This is a genomic window from Sphingobium yanoikuyae, from assembly GCF_013001025.1.
Lineage (GTDB): Bacteria > Pseudomonadota > Alphaproteobacteria > Sphingomonadales > Sphingomonadaceae > Sphingobium > Sphingobium yanoikuyae_A.
Genome location: NZ_CP053021.1, coordinates 2,045,525 through 2,069,894, shown reverse-complemented (window position 1 = coordinate 2,069,894; position 24,370 = coordinate 2,045,525). Strand labels below are relative to the sequence as shown.

Annotated in this window: 22 protein-coding genes; 10 read left to right on the top strand and 12 right to left on the bottom strand. The window is 64.8% G+C overall.

Going from position 1 to position 24,370, the window contains the following annotated elements; genetic code table 11:
• Positions 1 to 128: 128 nt before the first annotated feature.
• From HH800_RS10240 to HH800_RS10225, 4 genes are all read right to left on the bottom strand, one after another.
• Positions 129 to 1,334, bottom strand: a complete 1,206-nt coding sequence (locus HH800_RS10240) for a saccharopine dehydrogenase family protein (RefSeq protein WP_169860990.1) — start codon at positions 1,332 to 1,334, stop codon at positions 129 to 131.
• Between the two features lie 82 nt (positions 1,335 to 1,416).
• Positions 1,417 to 1,764 (bottom strand): GFA family protein, encoded by a 348-nt coding sequence (locus HH800_RS10235; RefSeq protein WP_169860989.1) that lies wholly within the window; start codon positions 1,762 to 1,764, stop codon positions 1,417 to 1,419.
• 27 nt (positions 1,765 to 1,791) lie between these two features.
• Entirely contained in the window at positions 1,792 to 3,402 is a 1,611-nt protein-coding gene (locus HH800_RS10230; RefSeq protein ID WP_169860988.1) for a cisplatin damage response ATP-dependent DNA ligase, read from the bottom strand.
• Between the two features lie 94 nt (positions 3,403 to 3,496).
• On the bottom strand, positions 3,497 to 4,489 hold the full coding sequence (locus tag HH800_RS10225; protein ID WP_169860987.1) for a ligase-associated DNA damage response exonuclease: 993 nt from the start codon (positions 4,487 to 4,489) through the stop codon (positions 3,497 to 3,499).
• A 132-nt stretch (positions 4,490 to 4,621) separates the two neighbouring features.
• On the opposite strand from HH800_RS10225, the gene HH800_RS10220 reads away from it, so the two are divergent.
• Together HH800_RS10220 and HH800_RS10215 are read left to right on the top strand one after the other, a co-directional pair.
• Positions 4,622 to 5,845 carry a DUF3419 family protein gene (locus HH800_RS10220; protein ID WP_169860986.1) on the top strand — a complete coding sequence of 408 codons (1,224 nt, stop codon included), beginning with the start codon at positions 4,622 to 4,624 and terminating at the stop codon, positions 5,843 to 5,845.
• Positions 5,842 to 6,486, top strand: a complete 645-nt coding sequence (locus HH800_RS10215; RefSeq protein WP_169860985.1) for a class I SAM-dependent methyltransferase — start codon at positions 5,842 to 5,844, stop codon at positions 6,484 to 6,486. The genes HH800_RS10220 and HH800_RS10215 overlap by 4 nt, the downstream gene beginning before the upstream one ends.
• 191 nt (positions 6,487 to 6,677) lie before the next feature.
• Here the strand turns inward: HH800_RS10215 and hemA are convergent, their stop codons facing one another.
• Both hemA and murI read right to left on the bottom strand, forming a co-directional pair.
• Complete coding sequence (hemA, locus tag HH800_RS10210; protein WP_010337893.1) at positions 6,678 to 7,904, bottom strand: 5-aminolevulinate synthase; 1,227 nt, start codon at positions 7,902 to 7,904, stop codon at positions 6,678 to 6,680.
• Between the two features lie 183 nt (positions 7,905 to 8,087).
• Complete coding sequence (gene murI / locus HH800_RS10205) at positions 8,088 to 8,891, bottom strand: glutamate racemase (protein WP_169860984.1); 804 nt, start codon at positions 8,889 to 8,891, stop codon at positions 8,088 to 8,090.
• A 99-nt stretch (positions 8,892 to 8,990) separates the two neighbouring features.
• Between murI and HH800_RS10200 the strand changes: the two genes are divergently transcribed.
• The 6 genes from HH800_RS10200 to HH800_RS10175 all read left to right on the top strand — a co-directional run bounded on the left by HH800_RS10200 (position 8,991) and on the right by HH800_RS10175 (position 15,293).
• A complete protein-coding gene (locus HH800_RS10200; protein ID WP_169863293.1) occupies positions 8,991 to 9,533 on the top strand; it encodes a sugar O-acetyltransferase in 543 nt (180 codons plus the stop codon).
• A gap of 168 nt (positions 9,534 to 9,701) precedes the next feature.
• On the top strand, positions 9,702 to 10,316 hold the full coding sequence (plsY, locus tag HH800_RS10195) for a glycerol-3-phosphate 1-O-acyltransferase PlsY (RefSeq protein WP_169860983.1): 615 nt from the start codon (positions 9,702 to 9,704) through the stop codon (positions 10,314 to 10,316).
• Positions 10,313 to 11,395 carry a DNA-processing protein DprA gene (dprA, locus tag HH800_RS10190; RefSeq protein ID WP_169860982.1) on the top strand — a complete coding sequence of 361 codons (1,083 nt, stop codon included), beginning with the start codon at positions 10,313 to 10,315 and terminating at the stop codon, positions 11,393 to 11,395. Before plsY ends, dprA begins: the two co-directional genes overlap by 4 nt.
• Positions 11,396 to 11,923, top strand: a complete 528-nt coding sequence (locus HH800_RS10185) for an FHA domain-containing protein (RefSeq protein WP_136187310.1) — start codon at positions 11,396 to 11,398, stop codon at positions 11,921 to 11,923. It begins immediately after the preceding gene.
• 95 nt (positions 11,924 to 12,018) lie between these two features.
• A complete protein-coding gene (topA, locus tag HH800_RS10180; RefSeq protein ID WP_169860981.1) occupies positions 12,019 to 14,607 on the top strand; it encodes a type I DNA topoisomerase in 2,589 nt (862 codons plus the stop codon).
• Positions 14,604 to 15,293: a hypothetical protein gene (locus HH800_RS10175; protein WP_169860980.1), complete on the top strand. Its 690-nt coding sequence runs from the start codon at positions 14,604 to 14,606 to the stop codon at positions 15,291 to 15,293. Before topA ends, HH800_RS10175 begins: the two co-directional genes overlap by 4 nt.
• 57 nt (positions 15,294 to 15,350) lie before the next feature.
• Here HH800_RS10175 and HH800_RS10170 read toward each other — a convergent pair whose 3' ends face one another.
• From HH800_RS10170 to lepB, 4 genes are all read right to left on the bottom strand, one after another.
• A complete protein-coding gene (locus HH800_RS10170) occupies positions 15,351 to 16,850 on the bottom strand; it encodes an ABC1 kinase family protein (RefSeq protein WP_169860979.1) in 1,500 nt (499 codons plus the stop codon).
• 53 nt (positions 16,851 to 16,903) lie between these two features.
• Complete coding sequence (era, locus tag HH800_RS10165) at positions 16,904 to 17,812, bottom strand: GTPase Era (RefSeq protein ID WP_169860978.1); 909 nt, start codon at positions 17,810 to 17,812, stop codon at positions 16,904 to 16,906.
• A gap of 73 nt (positions 17,813 to 17,885) precedes the next feature.
• Positions 17,886 to 18,566 carry a ribonuclease III gene (gene rnc / locus HH800_RS10160; protein WP_097383364.1) on the bottom strand — a complete coding sequence of 227 codons (681 nt, stop codon included), beginning with the start codon at positions 18,564 to 18,566 and terminating at the stop codon, positions 17,886 to 17,888.
• Positions 18,566 to 19,390: a signal peptidase I gene (lepB, locus tag HH800_RS10155; protein ID WP_169860977.1), complete on the bottom strand. Its 825-nt coding sequence runs from the start codon at positions 19,388 to 19,390 to the stop codon at positions 18,566 to 18,568. Before lepB ends, rnc begins: the two co-directional genes overlap by 1 nt.
• Before the next feature lie 189 nt (positions 19,391 to 19,579).
• Between lepB and pgi the strand changes: the two genes are divergently transcribed.
• Positions 19,580 to 21,079: a glucose-6-phosphate isomerase gene (gene pgi, locus HH800_RS10150; protein WP_037519667.1), complete on the top strand. Its 1,500-nt coding sequence runs from the start codon at positions 19,580 to 19,582 to the stop codon at positions 21,077 to 21,079.
• Between the two features lie 151 nt (positions 21,080 to 21,230).
• Positions 21,231 to 22,577: a glutathione-disulfide reductase gene (gene gor, locus HH800_RS10145; protein WP_169860976.1), complete on the top strand. Its 1,347-nt coding sequence runs from the start codon at positions 21,231 to 21,233 to the stop codon at positions 22,575 to 22,577.
• Positions 22,578 to 22,671: 94 nt separating this feature from the next.
• Here the strand turns inward: gor and HH800_RS10140 are convergent, their stop codons facing one another.
• Both HH800_RS10140 and HH800_RS10135 read right to left on the bottom strand, forming a co-directional pair.
• Complete coding sequence (locus HH800_RS10140; protein ID WP_169860975.1) at positions 22,672 to 23,385, bottom strand: 2OG-Fe dioxygenase family protein; 714 nt, start codon at positions 23,383 to 23,385, stop codon at positions 22,672 to 22,674.
• A 110-nt stretch (positions 23,386 to 23,495) separates the two neighbouring features.
• Entirely contained in the window at positions 23,496 to 24,281 is a 786-nt protein-coding gene (locus HH800_RS10135) for an SDR family NAD(P)-dependent oxidoreductase (RefSeq protein WP_169860974.1), read from the bottom strand.
• Between the last annotated feature and the right edge of the window lie 89 nt (positions 24,282 to 24,370).

The following is a 24,370-nucleotide window of genomic DNA, read 5'->3' as shown; positions in this document are numbered from 1 at the left end:
CCCGCGCAGGCGGGGATCCATCTCCCACCCCATCCCCAGACGCCAAGTCCGGAGATGGGTTCCCGCGTTGACCTTCGGTCGCCCTTCGGGTTGCGGGAATGACGATGTTCTTCGATCCTTTCGGATCGTCAGAAGGCCAGCGGCGCGTCCAGTTCCTTCACCTGCCAGGGCAGGCCGTGCTTGTTCAGCATGTCCATGAAGGGATCGGGATCGAACTGCTCGATGTTGAACACACCTTCACCCTTCCAGGCGCCGGTCAACATCATGGCGGCGCCGATCATCGCCGGCACGCCGGTGGTGTAGCTGACCGCCTGGTTGCCGGTTTCGGCATAGGCGTCCTCATGGTCGCAGACCTGATAGATATAGACGGTCTTTTCCTGACCATCCTTCTGGCCGGTCGCAATGTCGCCGATATTGGTCTTGCCCTTGGTGGTCGAACCCAGGCTCGACGGTTCGGGCAGAACGGCCTTCAGGAACTGGAGCGGAATGATTTCCTGACCATTATAGATGACCGGATCGATCCGGGTCATGCCGACATTCTGCAGCACTTCGAGATGCTTGAGATACGCGTCGCCGAAGGTCATCCAGAAGCGGATGCGCTTGATTTCGGGATAGTGGGTGGCGAGGCTTTCCAGTTCCTCATGATACATGAGGTACATGTTCTTTTCGCCGACCTGGTCGAAGTCGAACACCTGCTTGTGGCTGAGCGCAGGGCCTTCGACCCATTCGCCGTTCAGCCAGTGACGCGACGGAGCGGTCACTTCACGGATGTTGATTTCCGGATTGAAGTTGGTGGCGAAATGCTGGCCATGGTCGCCGCCATTGCAGTCGAGAATGTCGAGCGTGTCGATCGTGTCGAGCAGATGCTTCTTGATGTAGCTGGTGAACACGCTGGTGACGCCCGGATCGAAGCCCGAACCCAGCAGCGCCATGATGCCGGCTTCCTTGAAGCGTTCCTGATAGGCCCACTGCCAGCTATATTCGAACTTGGCGGTGTCGCGCGGTTCGTAATTGGCGGTGTCGAGATAGTCGGTCTTGGTTGCGAGGCACGCGTCCATGATCGCCAGATCCTGATAGGGCAGCGCCAGGTTCACGACCAGCTTGGGCTGGACCTTCTGGATGAGGGCGATGGTCTCTTCGACATTGTCGGCGTCGACCTGGGCCACGTCGATATCCACGCCGACCAGCTTCTTGACCGATTCGGCGACCTTCTCGCAACTGATGAGGCGGCGGCTGGCCAGCGTGATGTGGCTGAAAATATCAGGGTTCATCGCCATCTTGTGGACCGCGACAGACCCGACGCCGCCTGCGCCGATGACCAGAACCTTGCTCAATTCAACTGCTCCATAACTGTGGTCGCGCCGGACGCGCGAAAGCGCCCATATAGGGGCGTCGCGTGACAGAGCAAAGTCAGAGTTAGAAGCGCGCTCCGTCAACCTTCTGGATGGTCAGTGCTTCAATATCGATCGCAGGCACGCAGCGCAGGTTGATCGCGCGCATTTCACCCTGGGGCGACTTGCCGAGCGCGAAGGCTTCCGTCCCGCAGGTCTTGCAGAATTGATGCGTGATGGCGTGCTTGTAGAAGAGATAGTCGGTCAATTGCTCAGCGCCGCTGTCGAGGCGGAACTGATCGACGGGAACGAAGGTCAGGACGAAGCCCTTGCGGCCGCAATGGGAGCAGTTGCAGCTCATCGCCTCGCTGGGCGGATCGGCATCGACGGTGAAGGTGACGGCGCCGCAATGGCAGCTTCCGCTATAGGCCATTCTCGTTCTCCTTCTGGTCCTTATGCTTCAACTGACCAGACGCTTCAATTCCTCGACCGTATCCGCCTCCGCTGCCGGCTTGTCCTTGCGGATGCGGGCGATGCGGGGGAAGCGCATGGCGAGGCCGGACTTGTGGCGTTTGCTGTCATGAATGGAGTCGAAGGCGACCTCCAGCACCAGCGTCTTTTCGACCTCCCGGACCGGGCCGAAGCGGTTCACTGTATTCCCCCGGACAAAGCGGTCGAGCCATTTGAGTTCCTCGTCGGTGAACCCGCTATAGGCCTTGCCGACCGGCAGAAGCTCGCCATCCTCCGTCCAGCAGCCGAACGTATAGTCCGAATAGAAGGAGGAGCGTTTGCCGTGTCCGCGCTGGGCATACATCATGACGCAATCGGCGGTCAGCGGATCGCGCTTCCATTTGTACCAGAGCGCGGCCTTGCGCCCGGCGACATAGGGGCTGTCGCGGCGCTTGAGCATGACACCCTCGATCGCGGCGTCGCGGGCGCCGGCGCGGATATCGGCCAGCGCCGCGAAATCGGGCGCGTCGATGACGGCGGACAGGTCGAATCGGTCGGGGGATAGTTGCGCCATATAGGCTTCAAGCCGGGCGCGGCGGGCTGTCCAGGGGAGCGCGCGCAGGTCGTCGTCACCCTCGATCAGCAGGTCATAGAGGCGGACGAAGGCGGGATAGTCGGCCATCATCCTGGCGCTGACCGCCTTGCGGCCGAGCCGCTGTTGCAGGGCATTGAAGCTGGCGGCAGCGCCTCCATGTTCTTTGGCGCCCTGAAACTCCCCCTTCACCAGCAATTCGCCGTCCAGCACGGCGTGACCGGTGAAGGCCTGCGCGATTTCGGGGAAGCTGCCCGTGATGTCGTCGCCCGCGCGGCTGTAGAGGCGCGTCTCGCCTCCATTTTTTGGGCCGGTGCCGACGATCTGGATGCGGATGCCGTCCCATTTCCATTCGGCGGCATAGTCGGCGAGGTTGACGCTATCGGCTTCCAGCGGATGGGCGAGCATGAAGGGACGGAAATAGGGGGTGCCTTCCGGATCGGGACGGGCACTGCGGCCCTCCGCCCAGTCGAACAGCGTGGCATAGGGCGGGGCGAGGGCGTGCCAGACCTGTTCGACATCATCGACATCAAGCCCGAAGGCCTGGGCGAAGCCGGTCTTGGCGAGGCGGGCGGATATCCCCACCCGCAGGCCGCCAGTGGCAAGCTTCAGCAGGGCGAAGCGGCCCGATGCGTCGAGATGGTCCATCATCTGGGCCAGCGCATCCGGCGCGGCGGCGCGGCTGACGCTGTGGAGGCGGTCGATGACGGTGGACAGGCTGAGCGAGCCGTCGTCCAGTTCGGCCGGTTCATTGCCGGGGCGGGGCCAGAGCAACGCGACGGTCTCGGCCAGGTCGCCGACATAGTCGCGGCTCATCTCGAACAGGACGGGATCGGTGCGGGCGCGGATCATCTCGCCGATGGCCGACGCCTTCACCGCCTTGAGATCGAGATTGCCGGTCAGCGCCGCCAGCGCCCAACCCCGGTCGGGATCGGCGGCTTCGCGCATATATGCGGCGATCAGCGCCAGCTTGCCATTGCGCGAGCGGGTGTAGACGAGGCCGTCGAGCAGTCGGGAAAATTGCCTCATCCGTCTTGTCCCGTTCGGTTCGAGCCTGTCGAGAACCCATGCGCACCGGTTCTCGACAGGCTCGAACCGAACGGAGGTGGTGATGCGATATTCATCACCCTTCCTCCTCATCCTCGCGGCCCACCAGCGCCAGCGCGCGGGCGCGATATTGGTGGGTCATGCACCAGTGGAGCAGGGCTTCCTCCCGGCCATGGGTGATCCAGGTTTCGCTGGGAGCGACCTCGCGGATCGTGTCGGTCAGTTCGTCCCAGTCGGCATGGTCGGAAATGACCAAAGGCAGTTCGACATTGCGCTGCCGGGCGCGCTGGCGCACCCGCATCCAGCCTGACGCCATGGCGGCAATCGGGTCGGGCAGGCGGCGGCTCCAGCGATCGTTGAGCGCGGAGGGCGGCGCCAGCACGATGGCGCCGCGCATATCCTTGGCTGGCACGCCGGTCGCGCCGCGCAACTTCCCCATGTCGACGCCGAAATCCTGGTAAAGCGCACACATGCGTTCGAGCGCGCCATGGATATAGATGGGGTCATGATGGCCGCGCGCCCGCAATTCGCAGATCACCCGCTGCGCCTTGCCGAGCGCATAGGCGCCGACCAGCACGCAGCGATCGGGATTGGCGTGAAGCGCATGGAGCAGCCGGTCCATCTCGCTGCCGGTGTCGGGATGGCGGAAGACGGGCAGGCCGAAGGTCGCCTCGGTCACGAAGATGTCGCAAGGCACCGGCTCGAACGGCAGGCAGGTCGGGTCGGGGCGCCGCTTGTAGTCGCCGGTCACCACCACGCGCTCGCCGGCATGGTCCAGGATGATCTGTGCCGATCCCAGCACATGGCCGGCGGGGACATAGCGGATGGTGACGCCGCCCAGCCGGATCTCTTCGCCATAGCCGACCGCCGTGCCGCTGGGCGTGCCATAGCGCAACGCCATGATCGCCAGCGTTTCTCGCGTGGCCCAGACATGGCCATGGCCGCCACGCGCATGGTCGGCATGACCATGGGTGACGAGCGCCCGTTCCTGCGGCTGCGACGGGTCGATCCACGCATCGGCGGGGCGGACATAGATGCCGGTGGGGTGGGGTTCGATCCAGTGCGCCATTAGATGCAGAAGATGGGAGAGGTGCTCCAGGTTCCGCAAGGGGCGTCATCATGGCGTAACCCAGCGGTCATGCGCACGACACGCGCCTGCCCTATCGGCCGACCGAACGACCCGGCAGCGAGGAGTGCGCCCATGGCCGCATCGGCCCACAAGAAAGTCACCAACGCGGTGCATCGTCACCGCCATCTGTCGAAGCAGGGGCTGCTGGAACGCGCCTTCACCTTCGCCTTCCGCGGCCTGGTCTATGCCCAGATCTGGGAAGACCCGGCGGTCGACATGGAAGCGCTGGCGATCACGCCCGACAGTCATGTGGTGACGATCGCGTCGGGCGGCTGCAATGTCCTGTCCTACCTGACCGCCGATCCGGCGAAGATCACGGCGGTCGACCTCAACACCGCCCATATCGCGCTCAACCGGCTGAAGCTGATGGCGGCGCAGACGCTGCCCGATCATGCCGCCTTCCATCGCTTCTTCGCGCGGGCGGACGACAAGGCGAACATCGCCGCCTATCGCGAGATCGTGGCGCCGCGTCTGGATGAGGCGACGCGCCGCTATTGGGAAGGCCGCGACATGACCGGTCGCCGCCGTATCGGTGGCTTTGCGCGGGGCATCTACAGGCATGGCCTGCTTGGCCGTTTCATCGGCGCAGCCCATCTGCTGGCCCGGCTGCATGGCGTGAACCCCAAGCGGATGCTGGACGCGCAGAGCCGCGAGGAGCAACTGGCGATCTTCGAGCGCGAACTGGCGCCGATCTTCGACAAGGGCTTTGTCCGCTGGCTGACCAGCCAGCCCGCTTCGCTCTTCGGCCTGGGCATCCCGCCCGCGCAGTTCGAGGCGCTGGCCGGCGACGACCGGATGGACAATGTGCTGAAGGCGCGGCTGAAGAAACTGGCCTGCGACTTCGACCTGAAGGACAATTATTTCGCCGTGCAGGCGTTCGGTCGTGGCTATGCAGGCGGCGAAGGGCCGTTGCCGCCCTATCTGCAGGCGGCCAATCATCGTGCGGTGCGCGACCGGGCCGAACGGGTCGATGTCCGGCATATCAACTTCACCGACTTCCTGACCAGCCAGCCGGCCGCATCGTGTGATCGCTACATCCTGCTCGATGCGCAGGACTGGATGGATGACGAACAGTTGAACGCGCTCTGGGCGCAGATCACGCGGACGGCCAAGCCCGGCGCCCGCGTGCTGTTCCGCACCGCCGGCGAACCGAGCATCCTGCCCGGCCGGGTCGCCGACGATGTGCTGGCCCATTGGGACTATCGCGCCGAAGCCTCGCGCGATTATACCGCGCGCGACCGCTCGGCCATCTATGGCGGCGTGCATCTCTATGTGCTGAAGGGCACCGACGCATGAGTGGTCATGGGCAGCTGATGGACGGGGTCTATCGCTACCAGCGGCACATTTATGACCTGACCCGCAAATATTATCTGCTCGGCCGCGACGGGCTGATCGCCGATCTCGATCCGCCGGCCGGCGGCGCTGTGCTGGAGATTGGCTGCGGCACTGGCCGCAACCTGATCGCGGTGGGCAAGGCCTGGCCCAAGGCGCGGCTCTATGGCGTCGATATCAGCGATGCGATGCTGGGCACCGCGCGGGCTTCGGTCGCGAAGGCGGGCATGGCGGATCGGGTGACGCTGGCGCAGGGCGATGCCTGCGGCTTTGATCCGCAGGCGCTGTTCGGCCGGGCGAGCTTCGAGCGGGTGTTCATCAGCTATGCGCTGTCGATGATCCCCGAATGGGAAATGGCGCTGGTCCAGGCGGTGCGCTGCGTGGCGCCGGGCGGCAAGCTGGAGATCGTGGATTTCGGCCAGCAGGAGGAATTGCCGACGCTCTGGAAGCGGGCGCTGTTCGGCTGGCTGGAGCGGTTCCACGTCTCGCCCCGGCGCGAACTCAACGGCGCGATCAACCGACTGGCACAGGATATGGGCGGCTTCCCCCATGTCCGGACGCTCTATCGCGGCTATGCGGTCAGGGGCGGGCTGATCCGGGTCTGATGTTGGATTTGTAGGAAAGGCTGCGCTTAACTTCGCATATTTCCCGCACATTGTGACATTTGATATCCAATGTAGGACATCTTGTTGCGGGACGGGCGTCGGGGCGGATGGCTCCGACCTGGCTCATCATAGCGGCTTTTGCGCGGATAGGACAGGGCGGCGCTGCGATCGGCCGCCCCGTTCCTGTCCGGTCAGGCTGCCTGGCGTTCCAGCAGTTCCAGTTCCAGCCGATCCCAGATTTCGACCAGCGCCGACACCAGGTCGCGCATCATCTCTTCATTATGGGCCGGGCCAGGCGTGAAGCGCAGACGTTCGGTGCCGCGCGGCACGGTCGGATAGTTGATCGGCTGCACATAGGCGCCATATTCGGCGAGCAGGATGTCGCTGATCCGCTTGGCCTTGACCGGATCGCCCACCATCAGCGGCACGATATGGGTGACCGAGTTCATAACCGGCAGGCCCGCGTCGCGCATCAACTGCTTGAGCTTGGCGGCGGATGCCTGCTGGCCTTCGCGCTCGGCGCTGGAGCCCTTCAGGTGCCGCACGCTCGCCAGCACGCCGGCGACCAGCACGGGCGAGAGCGAGGTGGTGAAGATGAAGCCGGGCGCATAGCTGCGGATCACGTCGACGATCATCTGGTCGGCGGCGATATAGCCGCCCATCACGCCGAATGCCTTGCCCAGCGTGCCTTCGATGATGGTCAGGCGATGCGCGACATCGTCGCGCTCCGAAATGCCGCCGCCGCGCGCACCATACATGCCCACGGCATGGACTTCGTCGAGATAGGTGAGCGCGTTGAACTCGTCGGCCAGGTCGCAGATTTCCGCGATCGGCGCCACGTCGCCGTCCATCGAGTAGACGCTTTCGAAGGCGATCAGCTTGGGCGCCTCGGGATCCTCGGCGGCGAGAAGTTCGCGCAGATGATCGAGATCATTGTGACGGAAGACGCGCTTTTCGCAGCCCGAATTGCGGATGCCCGCGATCATCGAGGCGTGGTTCAGCTCGTCCGAAAAGATGATGCAGCCCGGCAGGATCTTGGCGAGGGTCGAGAGCGTCGCTTCGTTCGAGACATAGCCCGAGGTGAAGAGCAGGGCCGCTTCCTTGCCATGCAGATCGGCGAGTTCCGCCTCCAGGTCGACATGATAATGGGTGTTGCCGCCGATATTGCGGGTGCCGCCCGATCCAGCGCCGACATCATGGAGCGCTTCCTCCATGGCGGCGACCACCTTGGGATGCTGGCCCATGGCGAGATAATCGTTCGAGCACCAGACGGTGATCGGCTTCGGGCCGTTATGGCCGTGGAAGCAGCGGGCATTGGGGAACGCGCCCTTGTTACGCAGGATGTCGATGAACACGCGATAGCGGCCCTCGCTGTGGAGCCGGTCGATCGCCTGCGAAAAGATATGCTTGTAATTCACTACGCCGTTCTTCCCGTTGCTCGCGCGCCGGTTCTTCTATGGTCGCGCCATCCTCTGCCTGAGGAGTGCATTTACCTGCGCGCGCCTGCCATTGCCAGCGATAACCGCTCGCAACGATACGCAGATTCCCTATCAGTGTGATCGAAACGCTTTGCCATTGGACAAATGGCCTACCCCCTAGGGTCAGAGCGCGTCGATGCGATCAAGGCCATAGCTGGCCAGCGCGTCGCGCAGCGCCTCGACCTTGTCATCGACGCGGGTGAAGACGGCGATGCCGGGCGAGGGCGCATCCGGCCAGGGCTGTCCTTCGGTCAGGAAGGCGATGCGCCGGGCTATCCCTTCGCCGCCATGGACGAAGCCCATCGGATGCGGCGCGGCGGCGGCAAGTTCTTGTTCCACTAGCGGAAAATGGGTGCAGGCGAGGACGACCATGTCCATCCGATCGCCACCCGGCTGATCGAGAAGCCCCGCCAGTGCGTCGCGGGCGATGGCGGGATCGAGCGTTTCGCCGCGCAGCTTCGCCTCGGCCAGTTGCACCAGCGCGGCGCTGCCATGGCGCAGCACGGTGCAGTCGGCGCCATGTTCGGCGGCAAGTCGGTCGACATAGGGCTGGCGCACGGTGGCATTGGTGCCCAGCACGCCGAACACCCGGCTTTTGGACAATAGCGCCGCCGGCTTGATCGCCGGGACGGTGCCGACCACCGGAATGTCGAGCGCGGCGCGGACATGCGGCAGGGCGATGGTCGAGGCGGTGTTGCAGGCGATGACGGCGAGGCGCGGGCGATAGCGCTCCACCAGCCGACCGAGCAGGGCGGGCACGCGCGCGGCGATCTCCGCCTCGCTCTTGGTGCCATAGGGGAAGCCGGCGCTGTCGGCGGCATAGACGACCGGGGCGTTCGGCAAGGCGGCGCGGGCCGGGGCGAGGATGGACAGGCCCCCCACGCCGGAATCGAAGAAAAGGATGGGAGCGTCTGGTGCGACCGTCATGCGCGCCTGTGTCGCGGCATGGGGCGGGAGTGTCAACGCCCGGTGCTTGCAAAGCGGGCCGGTCGCTGCCACCTCGCGGGCCGATCGAAGGAGAGAATGATGACGCAGCCCAGCATGAAACAGAAGATGATCGCGGGTGAGCCCTATCATGCGAGCGATCCGGAAATCATCGCGGACCAGCTGGCCGCAGCGGCGTGGATGCAGCGTTTCAACGCGACCCTGCCGCCCGAGCGCGAGGAATTGCTGCGCGAGCGGCTGGGCGCGCTGGGGGCGGGATCGACGATCCGGTCGCCCTTCCACTGCGACTATGGCTTCAATATCTTCCTGGGCGCGGGCGTGTTCCTGAACTTCAACTGCGTCATCCTGGACGTCGTGCCGGTGACCATCGGCGACGGCACGCAGATCGGCACCGGGGTGCAGATATTGACCGCCGATCATCCGCGCGATCCGGCCGAGCGTGCCACCGGCATCGAATGGGGCGTGCCGATCACCATCGGCCGCAATGTGTGGATCGGCGGCGGCGCGATCATCCTGCCTGGCGTGACGATCGGCGACGATGCGCTGATCGGTGCGGGCAGCGTGGTGACGCGCGACGTGCCGGCCGGCGCAACCGTGGTCGGCAATCCCGCACGGGTGCGGTAAGCCGATACTGCCCATTGCCCCCCGCGCCTGTCACGCTATGGTCACGCGCAACAATCAGAACAGGCCGGCCGATTGCATCGGCTGTCCCGTTCTGATCTTTTGATGTACCGCGTTTTCCGAGCCAGCAGTTGTTCCACCTGCTTTGAAAACGCTTTATCGGCGAATTTCATGACACCTCCCTGGCTGCTTCCCGCTTTTGTTCTGGTGCTGGGCTATATGCTCGGCTCGATCCCCTTTGGCCTGCTGCTGACGCGCTTCACCGGCGCTGGCGACCTGCGCCAGATCGGGTCGGGCAATATCGGCGCGACCAATGTCCTGCGCACCGGGCGCAAGGGGCTGGCGGCGGCGACCCTGCTGCTCGACCTGCTCAAGGGTGCGGCGGCGGTGTTGATCGGCGCGGCGCTGGTGGATGGTGGCGGGCCGATGGCGGGCGCCATGGCATTCATCGGCCATTGCTACCCCGTCTGGCTGCGCTTTGCCGGTGGCAAGGGCGTGGCGACGATGATGGGTGTGGTGACGGCCATGTACTGGCCGGCCGGCATCGTCTTTGCGGTCGTGTGGCTGGGGGCGCTGTTCGGCACCAAATGGTCGTCGGTCGGCGGCATGTCGGCCGCAGTCAGCGCACCGATCGCCATGTTCGCCTTTGGCCGGATCGATCTGGTGCCGGTCAGCCTGGCGCTCGCGCTGATCGTGCTGTGGCGGCACCGTGCCAATATCGCCCGGCTGATAAAGGGCGAGGAGCCCAAGGTCGGCAGTTCCAAGCAGAAAGCCGCCACCGAGTGAGCGGGCAGGAGCGGTTCGACCGTCTCCGCCTGATCCGATCCCCCCGGATCGGCCCCGTCAGCTACCGCCAGTTGCTCGCGCGCTTCGGCAGCGCGGCCGAGGCGCTGCGCGCCATTCCCATGCTCGCCGCGCGCGGTGGGGGCGAGGCGCGGGTGGCCGATGCTGCCGCGATCGAGCGGGAGATTTCCGCGACCCGCGCGATCGGCGCCCGCTATCTGCTGATGGGCGATGCCGACTATCCCGCGCTGCTGGCCGAGATGGAGGGCGCGCCGCCCGCGCTCATCATCCGGGGCGATGCCGCGATCGCGGCGCGGCCGTGCATCGCCATGGTCGGCGCGCGCAACGCGTCGGCGGCCGCCTGCCGCTTTGCCCGGATATTGGCGCAGCAGCTGGGTGAACGGGGCGCGGTGGTCGTGTCCGGCCTGGCGCGCGGCATCGATACCGAAGCGCATCGCGGATCGATCGACAGCGGCACGATCGGCGTGATCGCCAGCGGCATCGACATCGGCTTCCCGCCCGAAAATGCCGCCTTGCAGGAAGATGTGGCGAAACGTGGCCTGCTGGTGACCGAGCATCCGCCCGGCACCCAGCCGCTCGCCCGGCATTTCCCGGCGCGCAACCGGATCATCGCTGGCCTTGCGCTGGGCACGGTGGTGGTGGAGGCGGCACCCAAATCCGGGTCGCTGATCACCGCAAGGCTGGCGACCGAGGCGGGGCGCGAGGTGATGGCGGTGCCGGGATCGCCGCTCGACCCGCGCGCCCAGGGCTGCAACCTGCTGATCCGCGAGGGTGCGACATTGGTGCAGAATGCCGATGATATATTGGAGGCGGTCGGCGGGCTTGATCCCCGCATGGTGCGGCAGGGCAGCTTCGACTTTATCGGCCAGCCGGTGTCGAGCGATGTCGCCGACGCCGATCGCGCGGCAGTGATCGCGCTGCTGGGGCCGGTCGCGGTGGCGGTGGATGAGGTCATCCGCCTGTCCGGCCTGTCGCCCGCTATCGTGCAGACGGTGCTGCTGGAACTGGAGCTGGCGGGCGGGCTGGAACGGCAGGCGGGTGGGAAAGTGAGTGTAAGCTAAATGTTAGAATTGATAGCATTGCCGATATGGGGAACACTTTCGGCAGCGCTGATCGCTGCCTGCGCCAGCATTTTTGTTGCCTATCGGACGGTGAGCAAGGAGAATCGCAAACGTAGGGGCGAGATCGCGATAGAAATTACACGCTTGTTGCTGGATCCGAATACTTCCCAAGGGGCGCAAAGACGCTTTGCTGTAGGAATATTAAAAATTCAAAGCGAGCCACCTGAAAGGGTCGTGCATAAAGGAATAGTCCTTTTTGTTGCGCTGAATTCGAGGGTTACAATCGGACGGGATCCAGGGAATGATCTGATGTTGAGCGCTGATGACATATCTCGCTTCCATTGTGGCTTGATATCGGAGGGGGAGCATGTGTTTCTTGAAGATTATTGCTCAACCAACGGTGTGCATGTGAATGGACGAGAGGTGAGGGCGGGCGGCAGCGTGGAGCTGGATGACGGCGACACTGTGGTCGTTGGAGATTATGTTCTTCGTTTCCAGAAAGTCCATTGTTCTAGCCTGATCAAATGAGCTAGCTCGCGCCAAGCGTGTCCGCTGTTGACCTTCGTTAGGTCACTCGATCAAACTCGCGCGTATACGTGAGAGACTTCCAAACCGGGGCCTGAATGCAACTTGTCATTGTCGAATCGCCGGCCAAGGCGAAGACCATCGAGAAATATCTGGGCGGGGATTTCCATGTCCTGGCCAGCTACGGCCATATCCGCGACCTGCCGCCCAAGGACGGGTCGGTCGATCCCGACAATGGCTTTGCCATGTCGTGGGAAAATTATGGCGACAAGGGCAAGCAGCTCAAGGCCATCGCCGACGAGGCGAAGAAGGCCACGCGATTGATCCTGGCGACTGACCCTGATCGCGAAGGGGAAGCGATCAGCTGGCATGTGCAGGAAGTGCTGCGCGCCAAGAAGGCGCTGCCGCAGACGGTCGACCGGGTGACGTTCAACGCCATCACCAAGGCGGCGGTGCTGGACGCGATGGCCAAGCCGCGCGCGCTGGACGAGGATCTGATCGACGCCTATCGGGCGCGCCGGGCGCTCGACTATCTGGTGGGCTTCACCCTGTCGCCGGTGCTGTGGCGCAAGCTGCCCGGCGCCAAGTCGGCCGGCCGCGTCCAATCGGTCGCGCTGCGCCTGGTGGTGGAGCGCGAGCGCGAGATCGAAAGCTTCGTGCCGCAGGAATATTGGTCGATCTCGGCCGAGATGGAGCAGGGCGGGCAGGGCTTCACCGCGCGCCTGGTCCGCTGGAAGGGCGAGAAGATCGACCGCCTGACCATCGGCAAGGAAGGCGATGCCATGGCCGCTAAGGCGGACGTGGAGGCCGGGCGCTTCACCGTCGACAAGGTCGAGACGAAGCCGCTCACCCGCAATCCCCCGCCGCCCTTCACCACCTCGACCCTGCAGCAGGAAGCCGCGCGCAAGCTGGGCTTCTCGGCCAGCCACACGATGCGGATCGCGCAGCAGCTCTACGAGGACGGCGCGATCACCTATATGCGTACCGACGGCGTGCAGATGGACGGCAGCGCCATCTCCGCCGCGCGCAAGGCGATCGCGGAGCGCTATGACGGCGGCTATCTGCCCGAAAAGCCACGCCAGTATCAGACCAAGGCCAAGAATGCGCAGGAAGCGCACGAAGCCATCCGCCCGACCGAATTCCATCGCGACAAGGTCGGCGGCGGCGATCATGCGCGCCTTTACGACCTGATCTTCAAGCGCGCGCTGGCGAGCCAGATGGCGTCAGCCCGGCTGGAGCGCACCACCATCGACATGGTCGACGGCAGCGGCAGCCATACGTTGCGCGCCACCGGTCAGGTGGTGATCTTCCCCGGTTTCCTCGCCCTTTACGAAGAAGGTCGCGACGATGCCGAGGATGACGACAGCAAGCTGCTGCCGCGCCTGAGCGAAGGCGACGCGCCGGCCAAGAAGAAGGTGAGCGCCGAACAGCATTTCACCCAGCCGCCGCCGCGCTATTCCGAAGCCTCGCTGGTGAAGAAGCTGGAAGAGCTGGGCATCGGTCGCCCGTCTACCTATGCCTCGACGCTGCAGGTTCTGAAGGACCGCGACTATGTCCGCGTCGAGAAGAACCGCTTCTTCGCCGAGGAGAGCGGGCGGCTTGTCACGGCCTTCCTGGAGCGCTTCTTCGAGCGCTATGTCTCTTATGATTTCACTGCCGGCCTGGAAGACGAGCTGGACGAGATTTCCGGCGGCCGCGCCCAGTGGCAGGAAGTGCTCGAAGCCTTCTGGAAGGACTTCAAGCCCAAGACCGCCGAGATCATGGAGCAGAAGCCGTCCGACATCACGGCCGAGCTGGACAAGTTCCTGGAGCCGATGCTGTTCCCGCCTAAGGCGGACGGCAGCAATCCGCGCGCCTGCCCGCTCTGCGCCGATGGCCAGCTGTCGCTGCGTGGTGGACGCTTCGGTGCGTTCATCGCCTGCTCCAACTATCCCGAGTGCAAATATACCCGCAAGTTCGGCCAGCCCGGCGGCAGCGATGGCGCCGATACCGGTCCCGAAATCCTGGGCCAGCATCCCGAGACCGGGCAGGACATCGTCAAGAAGTCCGGCCGTTTCGGCCCCTATATCGAGATGGGCGAGGGCAAGGAAGCCAAGCGCGGGTCGATCCCCAAGGATCTGCCCGATGGCGAGATGACGCTCGACTGGGCGATCAAGCTGCTGAGCCTGCCGCGCGAGGTCGGCCTGCACCCGGAAACCGGGCTGCCGATCGTTGCCAATATCGGCCGCTTCGGTCCCTATCTGCTGCATGACGGCAAATATGGCCGCCTGTCCTCGACCGCCGAGATTTTCGAGGTGGGCATGAACATGGCCGTCGCCAAGCTCGCCGATGCGGCGAACAAGGGCGGGCGTGGCGGATCGTCGCGGGAGCCATTGAAGGTGCTGGGCAAGCATCCGCGCACCGAGGCGGAGATCAAGCTGATGGCGGGCCGCTATGGCCCCTATGTCACTGACGGCACGACCAACGCGACCCTGCCCAAGACGATCGAGCAGGACGCGCTGACCCTGGAGGAGGCGGCCCAGCTGATCGACGCGCGTGCAGCGGCGGCCCCGGCCAAGAAGGGCAAGAAGGCATCGGCGAAGAAGGCGGCCGCCAAGAAGCCGGCGGCGAAGAAGGAAGCGGGCGAAAAGAAGCCCGCAGCCAAGAAGGCCCCGGCCAAGAAGAAGGCGGAGACCGCCAAGGCATGATCGGCGCCATGGCGGGGCGGGCCTTCGCCATCGTCGCCCTGCTTCTGTCGGCGGCCAGCCCCGCGCTGGCCGCCGAACCGGAGGTCGTGCGCTTCCAGGTCGGCGACAAGGAACTGCACTGGACCGTGCCGGAGGGCTATTGCCCGCCCAAGGGGCCGATGGCGTCGCTGGCGCAGATGATGGCGACCATGGACACGCAGAATGTCACGGTCCTGACCCTCTTTGCCTGCGAGGCGACGTTGACGAAGCTGGATCGCTATATCCTTGTCAAGGCGCCGGTCGCGGCACTGATGGCGACGCTGGAGCGGGACCAGTTCCTGAAGCTCATGGAAGCGGAGTTCGACACGCCGGCGTTCAAGGCGTTTCTGGACAAGGACGATAGCAATGTGGCCATCGACAAGGGGATGGAGACGCTGTTCGGTGCCAAGACCCAGACCAGCGGCAAGGTCGTGCCGATGGGAATGGACGATAGCTGCGCCATCATCGGCGGATCGATGACGATGCAGACCCAGCAGGCTCAGGTGGCGATCGGCGTTGGCGGTTGCCTGACGACGGCGGCGAGCAAGGCGATCCTTGTCGCCACCTATGAAGGCTATGACGGGCCGGACACGGTCCGCACGTTGGTAAAGCGGTCGCGCGACTTTGCCCTGTCGATCATCGCGGAAAATGAAGCGCCGGCCAATTGATCGGCTGGCCGGCTTCTCGCTTGTCTCGCTGCTGCGCGGATAAAAATAGGCGATAGGCTAGCCGAAATGGTGGGCGGCAGCGATCAGGGCGCCGGCGGCGAGGATGGCGGCGGCGATCCATTTGCTGCCTTGGTCCGATGGGGACGGGGTGGCGGGCGTCGTGTCTGCCTCTAGCCGGCGGGTCAGCGCGCGCAACAGGCGCGGGGCGTCGTCGGCGATGCGCGAGAGTTCGAGCAGCAGGGCAACGGTCTTTTCCGGGGCATGGGCCGCAGCGACCTGGTTCATCACCAGCCGGCCGCGCGCCTTTTGCAGCGCCTGCGACAGGTCGAAGCCGGGCTGGATCGCGCCCAGCACCCCGTCCATCGTGATCAGCGCCTTGAAGATGAGGGCGAGGTCGGGCGGCAGCACCAGCCCCTCCTTGCGTAGCAGCGGAAAGAAGTCGGCGACCATGCGGGTGAGGACCAGCGGGCCGCTGCCGTGGCGGGCGACCAATTGCTCGGCGGCGTCCAGCACCCGGCCGGGACCTGGCGCACTGGCCTTTGACCAGACCAACAGCGTGTCGGCCAAGGTGCGGGCGTCGCCGGAGCGCAGCGAGAGGATGAAGGACAGGAATTCCTGCCGCCGCCGCGCGCTGACATGGCCGATCAGGCCCAGGTCGAGCAGGGCGAGCCGGTCGCCCGGCAGGCAGAGGAGGTTGCCGGGATGCGGATCGCCATGGAAGCGGCCGTGGACCAGCACCATGTCGAGCACCAGCGCCGCGCCAAGGTCGGCGATCGCGACCGGATCGATGCCGGCAGCGCGCAAGGTGTCGCCGTCGCGCGGCGGCACACCGTCGATATAGTCCATGACCAGCACGGTTTCCGCGCAATAGGTCCAGTGGATCGCCGGGATGACCACGGCCGGGTTGTCAGCCAGGTCTTCGCGCAGCCGGTCGGCATTGCGACCTTCCTGGGTGAAATCCAGTTCCTCCAGCACGGTGTCGAGCAATTGCTGCACCAGCGCCTGCGGTTGGAAACGGCGCGCCTCGCGGCTGCTCGCTTCGACGATGCCGGCCAGATGGGTGATGAGGCGCAGGTCCGCCTCCATCGCCTTGCGGATGCCGGGGCGACGGATCTTGACCACCACCTCCTGCCCGTCGGTCAGGGTCGCGCGATGGACCTGCGCCATCGAGGCGGCGGCGAGCGGGGCCGTGTCGAAGCGGGCGAAAGCGGTTTCGACCGGTTCGCCCAGCACCGCTTCGAGGCGTGGGCGAAGCTGATCGAAGGGCAGGGTGGGCGCGTCGCTGTGCAGTTTGCCGAATTCGGCGATCCACGCCTCGGGCAACAGATCCTGCCGGGTGGCGAGGATCTGGCCGAGCTTCACATAGGTCGGGCCGAGCGCCTCCATCGCCTGCCGGGTGCGGCGGGGCAGGTCGGGCGGATCGGCGGCGGCACTGTCATCGCCTTTCGCCAGCCCCAGCCGGGCGAGCAGCATGTCCAGGCCGAAGCGGGTCGCGACGCTGGTAATCTCGGCCAGTCGTGCGCGATCCCGCGTGGCCACCATGATGGTCTTGAGCATGAAGGCTCAACGACCGGGATGGTGATTATGTTTCGCTTGTGCAGCGAAGTGGATCAGTCGACCCAGTCGAGGCCGATGTCGCGATAGATGAAGCGGTCTTCTTCCCAGTCTTCCTTCACCTTGACGTGGAGGTAGAGATGGACCTTGACGCCCAGGAGGTTGGCCAGTTCGGCGCGCGCCTTGGACCCGATTTCCTTGAGGCGCTGGCCACCCTTGCCCAGCACGATCGCGCGCTGGCTGGAGCGGCCGACCAGGATCTGCTGGTGAATTTCGACCGAACCGTCGTCGCGCTCCTTATACTGCTCGGTATCGACCGCAGCGGCATAGGGAAGTTCGGCGTGGAGCTGGTGATAAAGCTGCTCGCGGGTGATTTCGGCTGCGAGCATGCGGTCGGTCGCGTCCGACACCTGATCCTCGGGGAAGTGCCACGGCCCTTCGGGCATGGCGTTCGCAAAGGCGGTCTTGAGTTCGGCCAGGCCGTCGCCGGTCGCGGCAGAGACGAAGAAGGACTCTTCGAATTCCAGCTCCTCATAGAGGCGCTGGGTATGGACCAGCAGCTTCTCCTTGATCGCGATGTCGACCTTGTTGAGCACCAGCCATTTGCGTTCCGGCCGGGCTTTCAGCGCAGCGATGATCGGCTCCATCTTGGCGCCAAGGCCCGCCTTGCCATCGACCAGCAGGACGATCAGGTCGGCGCCCTGCGCGCCGCCCCAGGCGGCCTGCACCATCGCGCGATCGAGGCGGCGACGCGGCGCGAAAATGCCGGGCGTGTCGACCAGCACCATCTGCGCGTCGCCCTCGATCGCGACGCCCATGACGCGGGTGCGCGTGGTCTGCGCCTTGGGGCTGGTGATCGCCACCTTCTGCCCGACAAGTGCATTGACCAGCGTCGACTTGCCGGCATTGGGGGCGCCGACGATGGCGATGACGCCACAGCGCTGATTTTCAAACTCGATGGTCAATCACATGCTCCGTTCGCTCCACGCCAATGCGCGGAGACGTCTTCCTAAACCAAAATGAATGTTGGGGACAGGCTTAGCCCGCCAATTGCTCCAGCAGGGCTTTCGCGGCGGCCGTCTCGGCTTCCTGCTTGGAGCCGCCGGTGGCGCTCGCCTCGCCTGCGCCCTTGATCGAGACGGTGACGGTGAAGCGCAGCGCATGGTGCGGCCCCGACCGGTCCGTCATCACATATTCGGGCGGCTTGCGCTTGTTCGACGCGGCCCATTCCTGCAGCGCCGATTTGGGGTGGCGCGGCGCGGCGGTCTGGGTGTCGACCCGGTCGCCCCACAGGCGGCGAACCAATGTGCGCGCCTCGTCCAGTCCGGCCTCCAGATAGAGGGCGCCGATCAGCGCCTCCATCACGTCGCCCAGCACATTGTCGCTGTCGGCGGCGCCATCATCGCGCGCCTGCTTGCCCAGCACCAGATGGGGCGGCACGCCGGCAGCGCGGGCCACCTGCGCGCAGGTTTCGCCCGAGACCAGCGCGTTGAACCTGCGCGACAGCTTGCCTTCCGGTTCGGCCGGGAAGCGGGCGTAGAGCCATTCGGCGATCAGTAGCCCCAGGATGCGGTCGCCTAGAAATTCCAGCCGCTCGTAATTTTCCGCCTTGGCGCTGCCATGGGTCAGCGCCTGTTCGAAGGCGGCGGGGTTGATCGGCGCGCGGCCGATCAGCGCGATCAGCCAGGCTGCGGTATCAGGCCTGTGCGAAGCCACCATCAAAAGCCTTCCCCGATCCGGCTCCAGCGTGCGGCGGTGAACCAGGTCCAGGGCAGCAACCAGTTGGCGCTGCCGTCGGTCGAGAAGACGGAGACGAGCGCCTTGCCGACCAGATTTTCCTCGGGGACGAGGCCGATGCCGCCGCCTTCGACCGCCGGGAAGCGGCTGTCGGCGCTGCGATCGCGATTGTCGCCCATCATGAAGAGATGGCCTTGCGGCACCAGCACGGTGTCACGATCATCGGCGGCGCCATCGGGCACCAGGTCGAGGACGTTATAGCTTTTCCCGCCCGGAAGCGTCTCACGATACTGGGGATAGCGGCACTGCTTGCCACCGCCCGGTGCGGCCTGTTCGAATTCGGGGCGATAGCAGGCGGAGGGGCTGCCTTCCTTCTGTGCGGCATCTTCCATGTTCGGCGTCACCGGAATGACGAGGTCGGCGACCTTCTGCTTCGGGATCGCCTGGCCATTCAGATAGACGGTGCCGCCGCGGACCGAGATCATGTCGCCCGGCAGGCCGATCACCCGCTTGATATAGTCGTTCTTCTGGCTCGGCGGCGCCTTGAACACCACCACGTCGCCGCGCTGCGGCGTCGAGGCGAAGATGCGGCCGGGGATCAGCGGCACTGAGAAGGGCAGCGAATAGCGCGAATAGCCATAGGGCCATTTGGCGACCAGCAGATAGTCGCCGATCAAGAGGCGCGGCTGCATCGATTCCGAGGGGATGTTGAAGGGGGAGACGATGAAGCTGCGCAGGACGAAGACGAACACCGCCAGCTTGGCGAGGAACCAGATGAAGTCCCGCGTTTCCGATTTTGCGCTCATGTCTGCCTAATGTTCCTTCAAGATCGTGCCGCGCTGCGACGTGTCACTGCGGCCTGTCGCGGCTTTTGCGGGGTCGCCCGCGCCGCGTCAAGCGCGTGGACGATGCAATGCGTGCCGCTTTTGGATAAGGAGAGGAAGAATCGACCGGTGCAGCGTCGATATCGACCAACGACCAAGAGGATCTCCCGCATGTCCAGTCCCGCACTGGCGGCCCTTGCCGCCCTGCCTCAAGCTGAACTCAAGACCATCTTCGAGAGTGATCCCGACCGCCTGTCCAAGCTGGTGCTGAGCCACGGGCCGCTGCGCTTCGACTGGTCCAAGACGCATCTGACCGACGATCTGGTCGACGGCTTCCTGAAGCTGGCGCAGGAACAGGATTTCACCGGCCGGCGCGAAGCGCTGTTTGCAGGCGAGGCGGTCAACAATACCGAAGGGCGCGCCGCCGAGCACACCGCGCAGCGCGGCGTCGGCAATGCCGACAGCGTGGCGCTGGCCAAGGCGCTGCACAATCGCACCCGCGCGCTGATCGATGCGATCGAGGCAGAGGCGCTCGGCCCGATCCGGCACATTCTGCATATCGGCATCGGCGGCTCGGCGCTCGGCCCCGACCTGATCGTCGATGCGCTGGGCGGCGACGGCATGCGCTATGATGTCGCGATCGTCTCCAATGTCGATGGCACGGCGCTGGAAAAGGCGATGGATGCGTTCGACCCCGACGCCACGCTGATCGCGATCGCGTCCAAGACGTTCACCACCAGCGAAACCATGCTGAACGCAGCGAGCGCGATCAACTGGATGGTCGAGGCCGGTGTCGAAGACCCTTATGGCAAGATCATTGCGCTTACCGCCGCGCCGGAAAAGGCGATGGAATGGGGCGTCGATGAGACCCGCATCCTGCCCTTCCCTGAAAGCGTCGGCGGCCGCTATTCGCTCTGGTCGTCGATCGGCTTCCCCGCCGCACTGGCGCTGGGCTGGGACGCGTTCGAAAGCCTGCTGGAGGGCGCTGCGGCGATGGACCGCCATTTCCAGCTGACCGATCCGCGCGAGAATATCCCGCTGATCGCCGCCTTCGTCGATCAATATTATGCCCGCGTGCTGGGCTGCGAGACCCGCGCCCTGTTCGCCTATGACGAGCGGCTGGCACTGCTGCCCTCCTATCTCCAGCAGCTGGAGATGGAGAGCAATGGCAAGTCGGTGAAGCTGGACGGCTCGCCGGTGGATGGGCCGACTGCTCCGATCACCTGGGGCGGCGTCGGCACCGATGCGCAGCATGCGGTGTTCCAGCTGCTGCATCAGGGCACGATCCTGACCCCGGTCGAGTTCATCGCCTCGATCGAACCGGGCAATGCGCTCGACCCGGCGCATCATCGTGCGCTGCTGGTCAACTGCTTCGCCCAAGGCGCGGCGCTGATGCGCGGCAAGGACAATGAAGATCCGGCCCGTGCCTATGCCGGTAACCGCCCGTCGACCACCATCCTGATGGATGATGTGAACCCGGAGGCGCTGGGCGCGCTGATCGCCTTTTACGAGCATCGCACCTTCGCCAATGCCGTGCTGATGGGGATCAATCCCTATGACCAGTTCGGCGTCGAACTGGGCAAGGAGATCGCCAAGTCGATCGAGGCCAATGGCCCGACCGGCTTCGACCCCTCGACCATGGCGCTGATCGAGATCGCTTTGGGCGAATAAGGCAATAACGACCGTTCGTTTCGGGCGATGTCGGGAAATGCTTCTCGACAGGCTCGAAGCGAACGGAAGTTGCAGCAAAAATTCCCATTTGTAACTGTGCGGTCCAGCCGCCATATCCGCCGCCAAGATAGTGCGCCGAGCGGAGACTGGCATGAGCGATTATGATTTCGACCTTTTCGTCATCGGCGCGGGATCGGGCGGGGTGCGCGCGTCGCGCGTCGCCGCCGCGCATGGCGCCAAGGTCGCGGTGGCCGAGGAATTTCGCGTTGGCGGCACCTGCGTCATCCGCGGCTGCGTGCCCAAGAAGCTGCTCATCTATGGCGCGCATTTCGCCGAGGATCTGAAGGACGCCCGCCGCTTCGGCTGGAATGTGCCGGACTGCGGCTTTGAATGGGCGACGCTGCGCGACAATGTGCTGGCCGATGTCGACCGGCTCGAAGGGCTCTACACCAACACGCTCAACAGCCATAAGGTTGAACTGATTGCCGAACGGGTGACGGTAACCGGGCCGCATAGCGTGAAGCTCGCCAGCGGGCGCGAGGTGACGGCCAAGGTCATCCTGGTCGCGACCGGTGCCTGGCCGCTGATCCCGGAGGTGGAGGGCGCCGAACATGGCATCACCTCCAACGAGGTGTTCCACCTGGACGAATGCCCCAAGCGTATCGTGATCGTTGGCGGCGGTTATATCGCCAATGAATTTGCCGGCATCTTCCATCAATTCGGCAGCCATGTGACGATGGTCAACCGGGGTGGCACGCTGCTGCGCGGCTATGACGAGCAGATCCGCGACCGCCTGCTCCAGATTTCGACGATGAAGGGGATTAATTTCCGCTTCAACGCGCAGATGGAGAAGATCGAGAAGAAGGAGGATGGCACCTTGTGCGTCCACTTCAGGAATGGCGATCCGGTCGCGGCCGATATCGTGCTGTTCGCTACCGGCCGCCGCCCGCACACCGACGGGCTGGGGCTGGAGAATGCCGGCATCGAGATTGACGATAAGGGCGCGATCAAGGTCGATGAATATAGCCGCACCAGCTGCGAGAGCATCTATGCGGTGGGCGACGTCACCGATCGGCTGCAACTGACCCCGGTGGCGATCCGCGAGGGCCATGCCTTTGCCGACACTGTGTTCGGTAACAATCCGCGCACCGTCGACTATAGCTGTGTGCCCTCGGCCGTGTTCAGCCATCCGCCGCTGGCCGGCGTCGGCCTGACCGAAGCGCAGGCCAAGAATAAATATGGCACCGTGAAGGTCTACACCTCCGACTTCCGACCGATGAAGAATGTGTTGGCCGGGCGCGACGAGCGGGCGCTCTATAAGATGGTCGTGGACGCGACCACTAACAAGGTGGTGGGCCTGCACATGATCGGCCCGGATGCGCCGGAAATCCTGCAGGCAGCTGCCGTCGCGGTGAAGGCGGGACTCACCAAGCAGGATTTCGACGATACCGTGGCGCTGCACCCCAGCATGGCCGAAGAGCTGGTGTTGCTGAAGTAAAGGCGGAGAACCAAAGATCCGTTCGCTTCGAGCGTGTCGAGAAGCGCAGAGCGCTGCGCTTGCCGTTTCTCGACTTCGCTCGAAACGAACGGGCTTAGTTGTTGGCTACAAAGGTAATCACCAGCGCATCGCGCCAGGCGGGCTGGGCGGGGTCGACGGCGTGGATTTCGGTCACGCCGTGGAAGATGCGGTGATCGTCGATCAGCATCGCGTCGCCCGGCTGGGCCAGGGTGAATTCGCCCATCGGCGTGCCGTCGGCGGCGCCGATGCGGGTGACGCCCTCGCGCACATTGCGGCGCTCGACCAGCATCACGAAGACCCGGTCGACGCCGTCGCGGTGCATGCCCTCGGGCGTAGGACGGCCAAGCTCGCCCGGCTTCGCCTCGATCCGGAACTGGTGCATCTCGACATGCCAGTCGCCCGATGACGCCGGATCGAAATGGCCGGCGCAGAAGGCGAGCAGCGCCTGCGTCACCGGCAGCGCGATCGTGGCATCCTCGACCGGATCGAACCAGCGCTGCACGTCGCCGTTCAGCGGGTTATAGTCGCGGCTCTGATAATGGGGCTGGTGGGGCTGGCGGATGAACTGACCGGCCGTGCAGCGAAAGGTCGCGTGGCGGCGGCGGCGATAACGGCCGCCATCGGCCATGAAGAGGTCGGGGCCAAGATCGTCCCAACTGCGGGCAAAAGGCGCCCAGTCGGCCGCGCCGATATCCAGCTGGCGCAACAGGTCGGCGCCGGCCAGGCGGGCATAGCCATCCTGTTCCAGCGCCTGGTCGATGGTGGGCAGGCAGTCCGTATCGCTCATTTCCATCCTCATAGGCAGAGGAGGAAACGAGCGACAGGGCCAGTTGCCACAAGCAGGATTGTGATGGATGCGCGCGCAAACCTCCGCTTTTCGAGGTTGGCGCTGGGCCATCAGTAGATGGTGGGCACCATGCCGCCTTCGACCTTGACGGCCGCGCCATTGGTGGCGGCGGCCAGCGGGCTGGCGAGATAGGCGGTCATCGCGCCGACCTCATCGGCTTCGATCAGCCGCTTGATCAGCGAGAGCGGGCGCAGCTTGGTGAAGAATTCGGCCTCGCGCTCGGCTTCGGACGCGTCCTTATTCTCGACCACGGAGCGGATGAATTCGACAATGCCTTCCGAGCGCGTCGGGCCGGGCAGCACCGAATTGACGGTGACGCCGGTGCCGCGCGTATGTTCGGCAAGGCCCCGCGAAATGGCGAGCTGGGCCGACTTGGTCATGCCATAATGGATCATCTCGGCCGGCGGCAGTAGGCCGCTTTCGCTGGCGATGAACAGGATGCGGCCCCAGTTCTTGGCCAGCATCTTCGGGAAATAATGGCGGGCAAGGCGGGCGCCGCTCACGACATTGACCTCGAACAGATGATGCCAGTCCGCGTCCGTGATGTCGGTGAAGTCCTTGGCCTCGTAGATGCCGAGATTATTGACCAGGATGTCGATGTCCGGGACGGCGGCGATCAGCGCGTCGGCGCCCGCAGCGGTGGCGGGATCGGCCAGGACCGGGCGGATGGTGCCGGCCTGCGACAATTCGGCGGCGGCAGCGTCCAGCTTGGCCTGGTTGCGGCCGGTGATGACGACCTCGACCCCTTCCTCAGCCAGGCGCTTGGCGATGGCGAAGCCGATGCCGGCAGTCGATCCGGTGACGAGGGCGGTCTTGCCCGAAAGCTGAAGATCCATGATGAATTCCTCTGAAAGTGACAGCGAAGTTGACAGCAAGATAGAGCATTTTGCATTGATGATTAGATTGCACTTTCGCATTTCAGAAG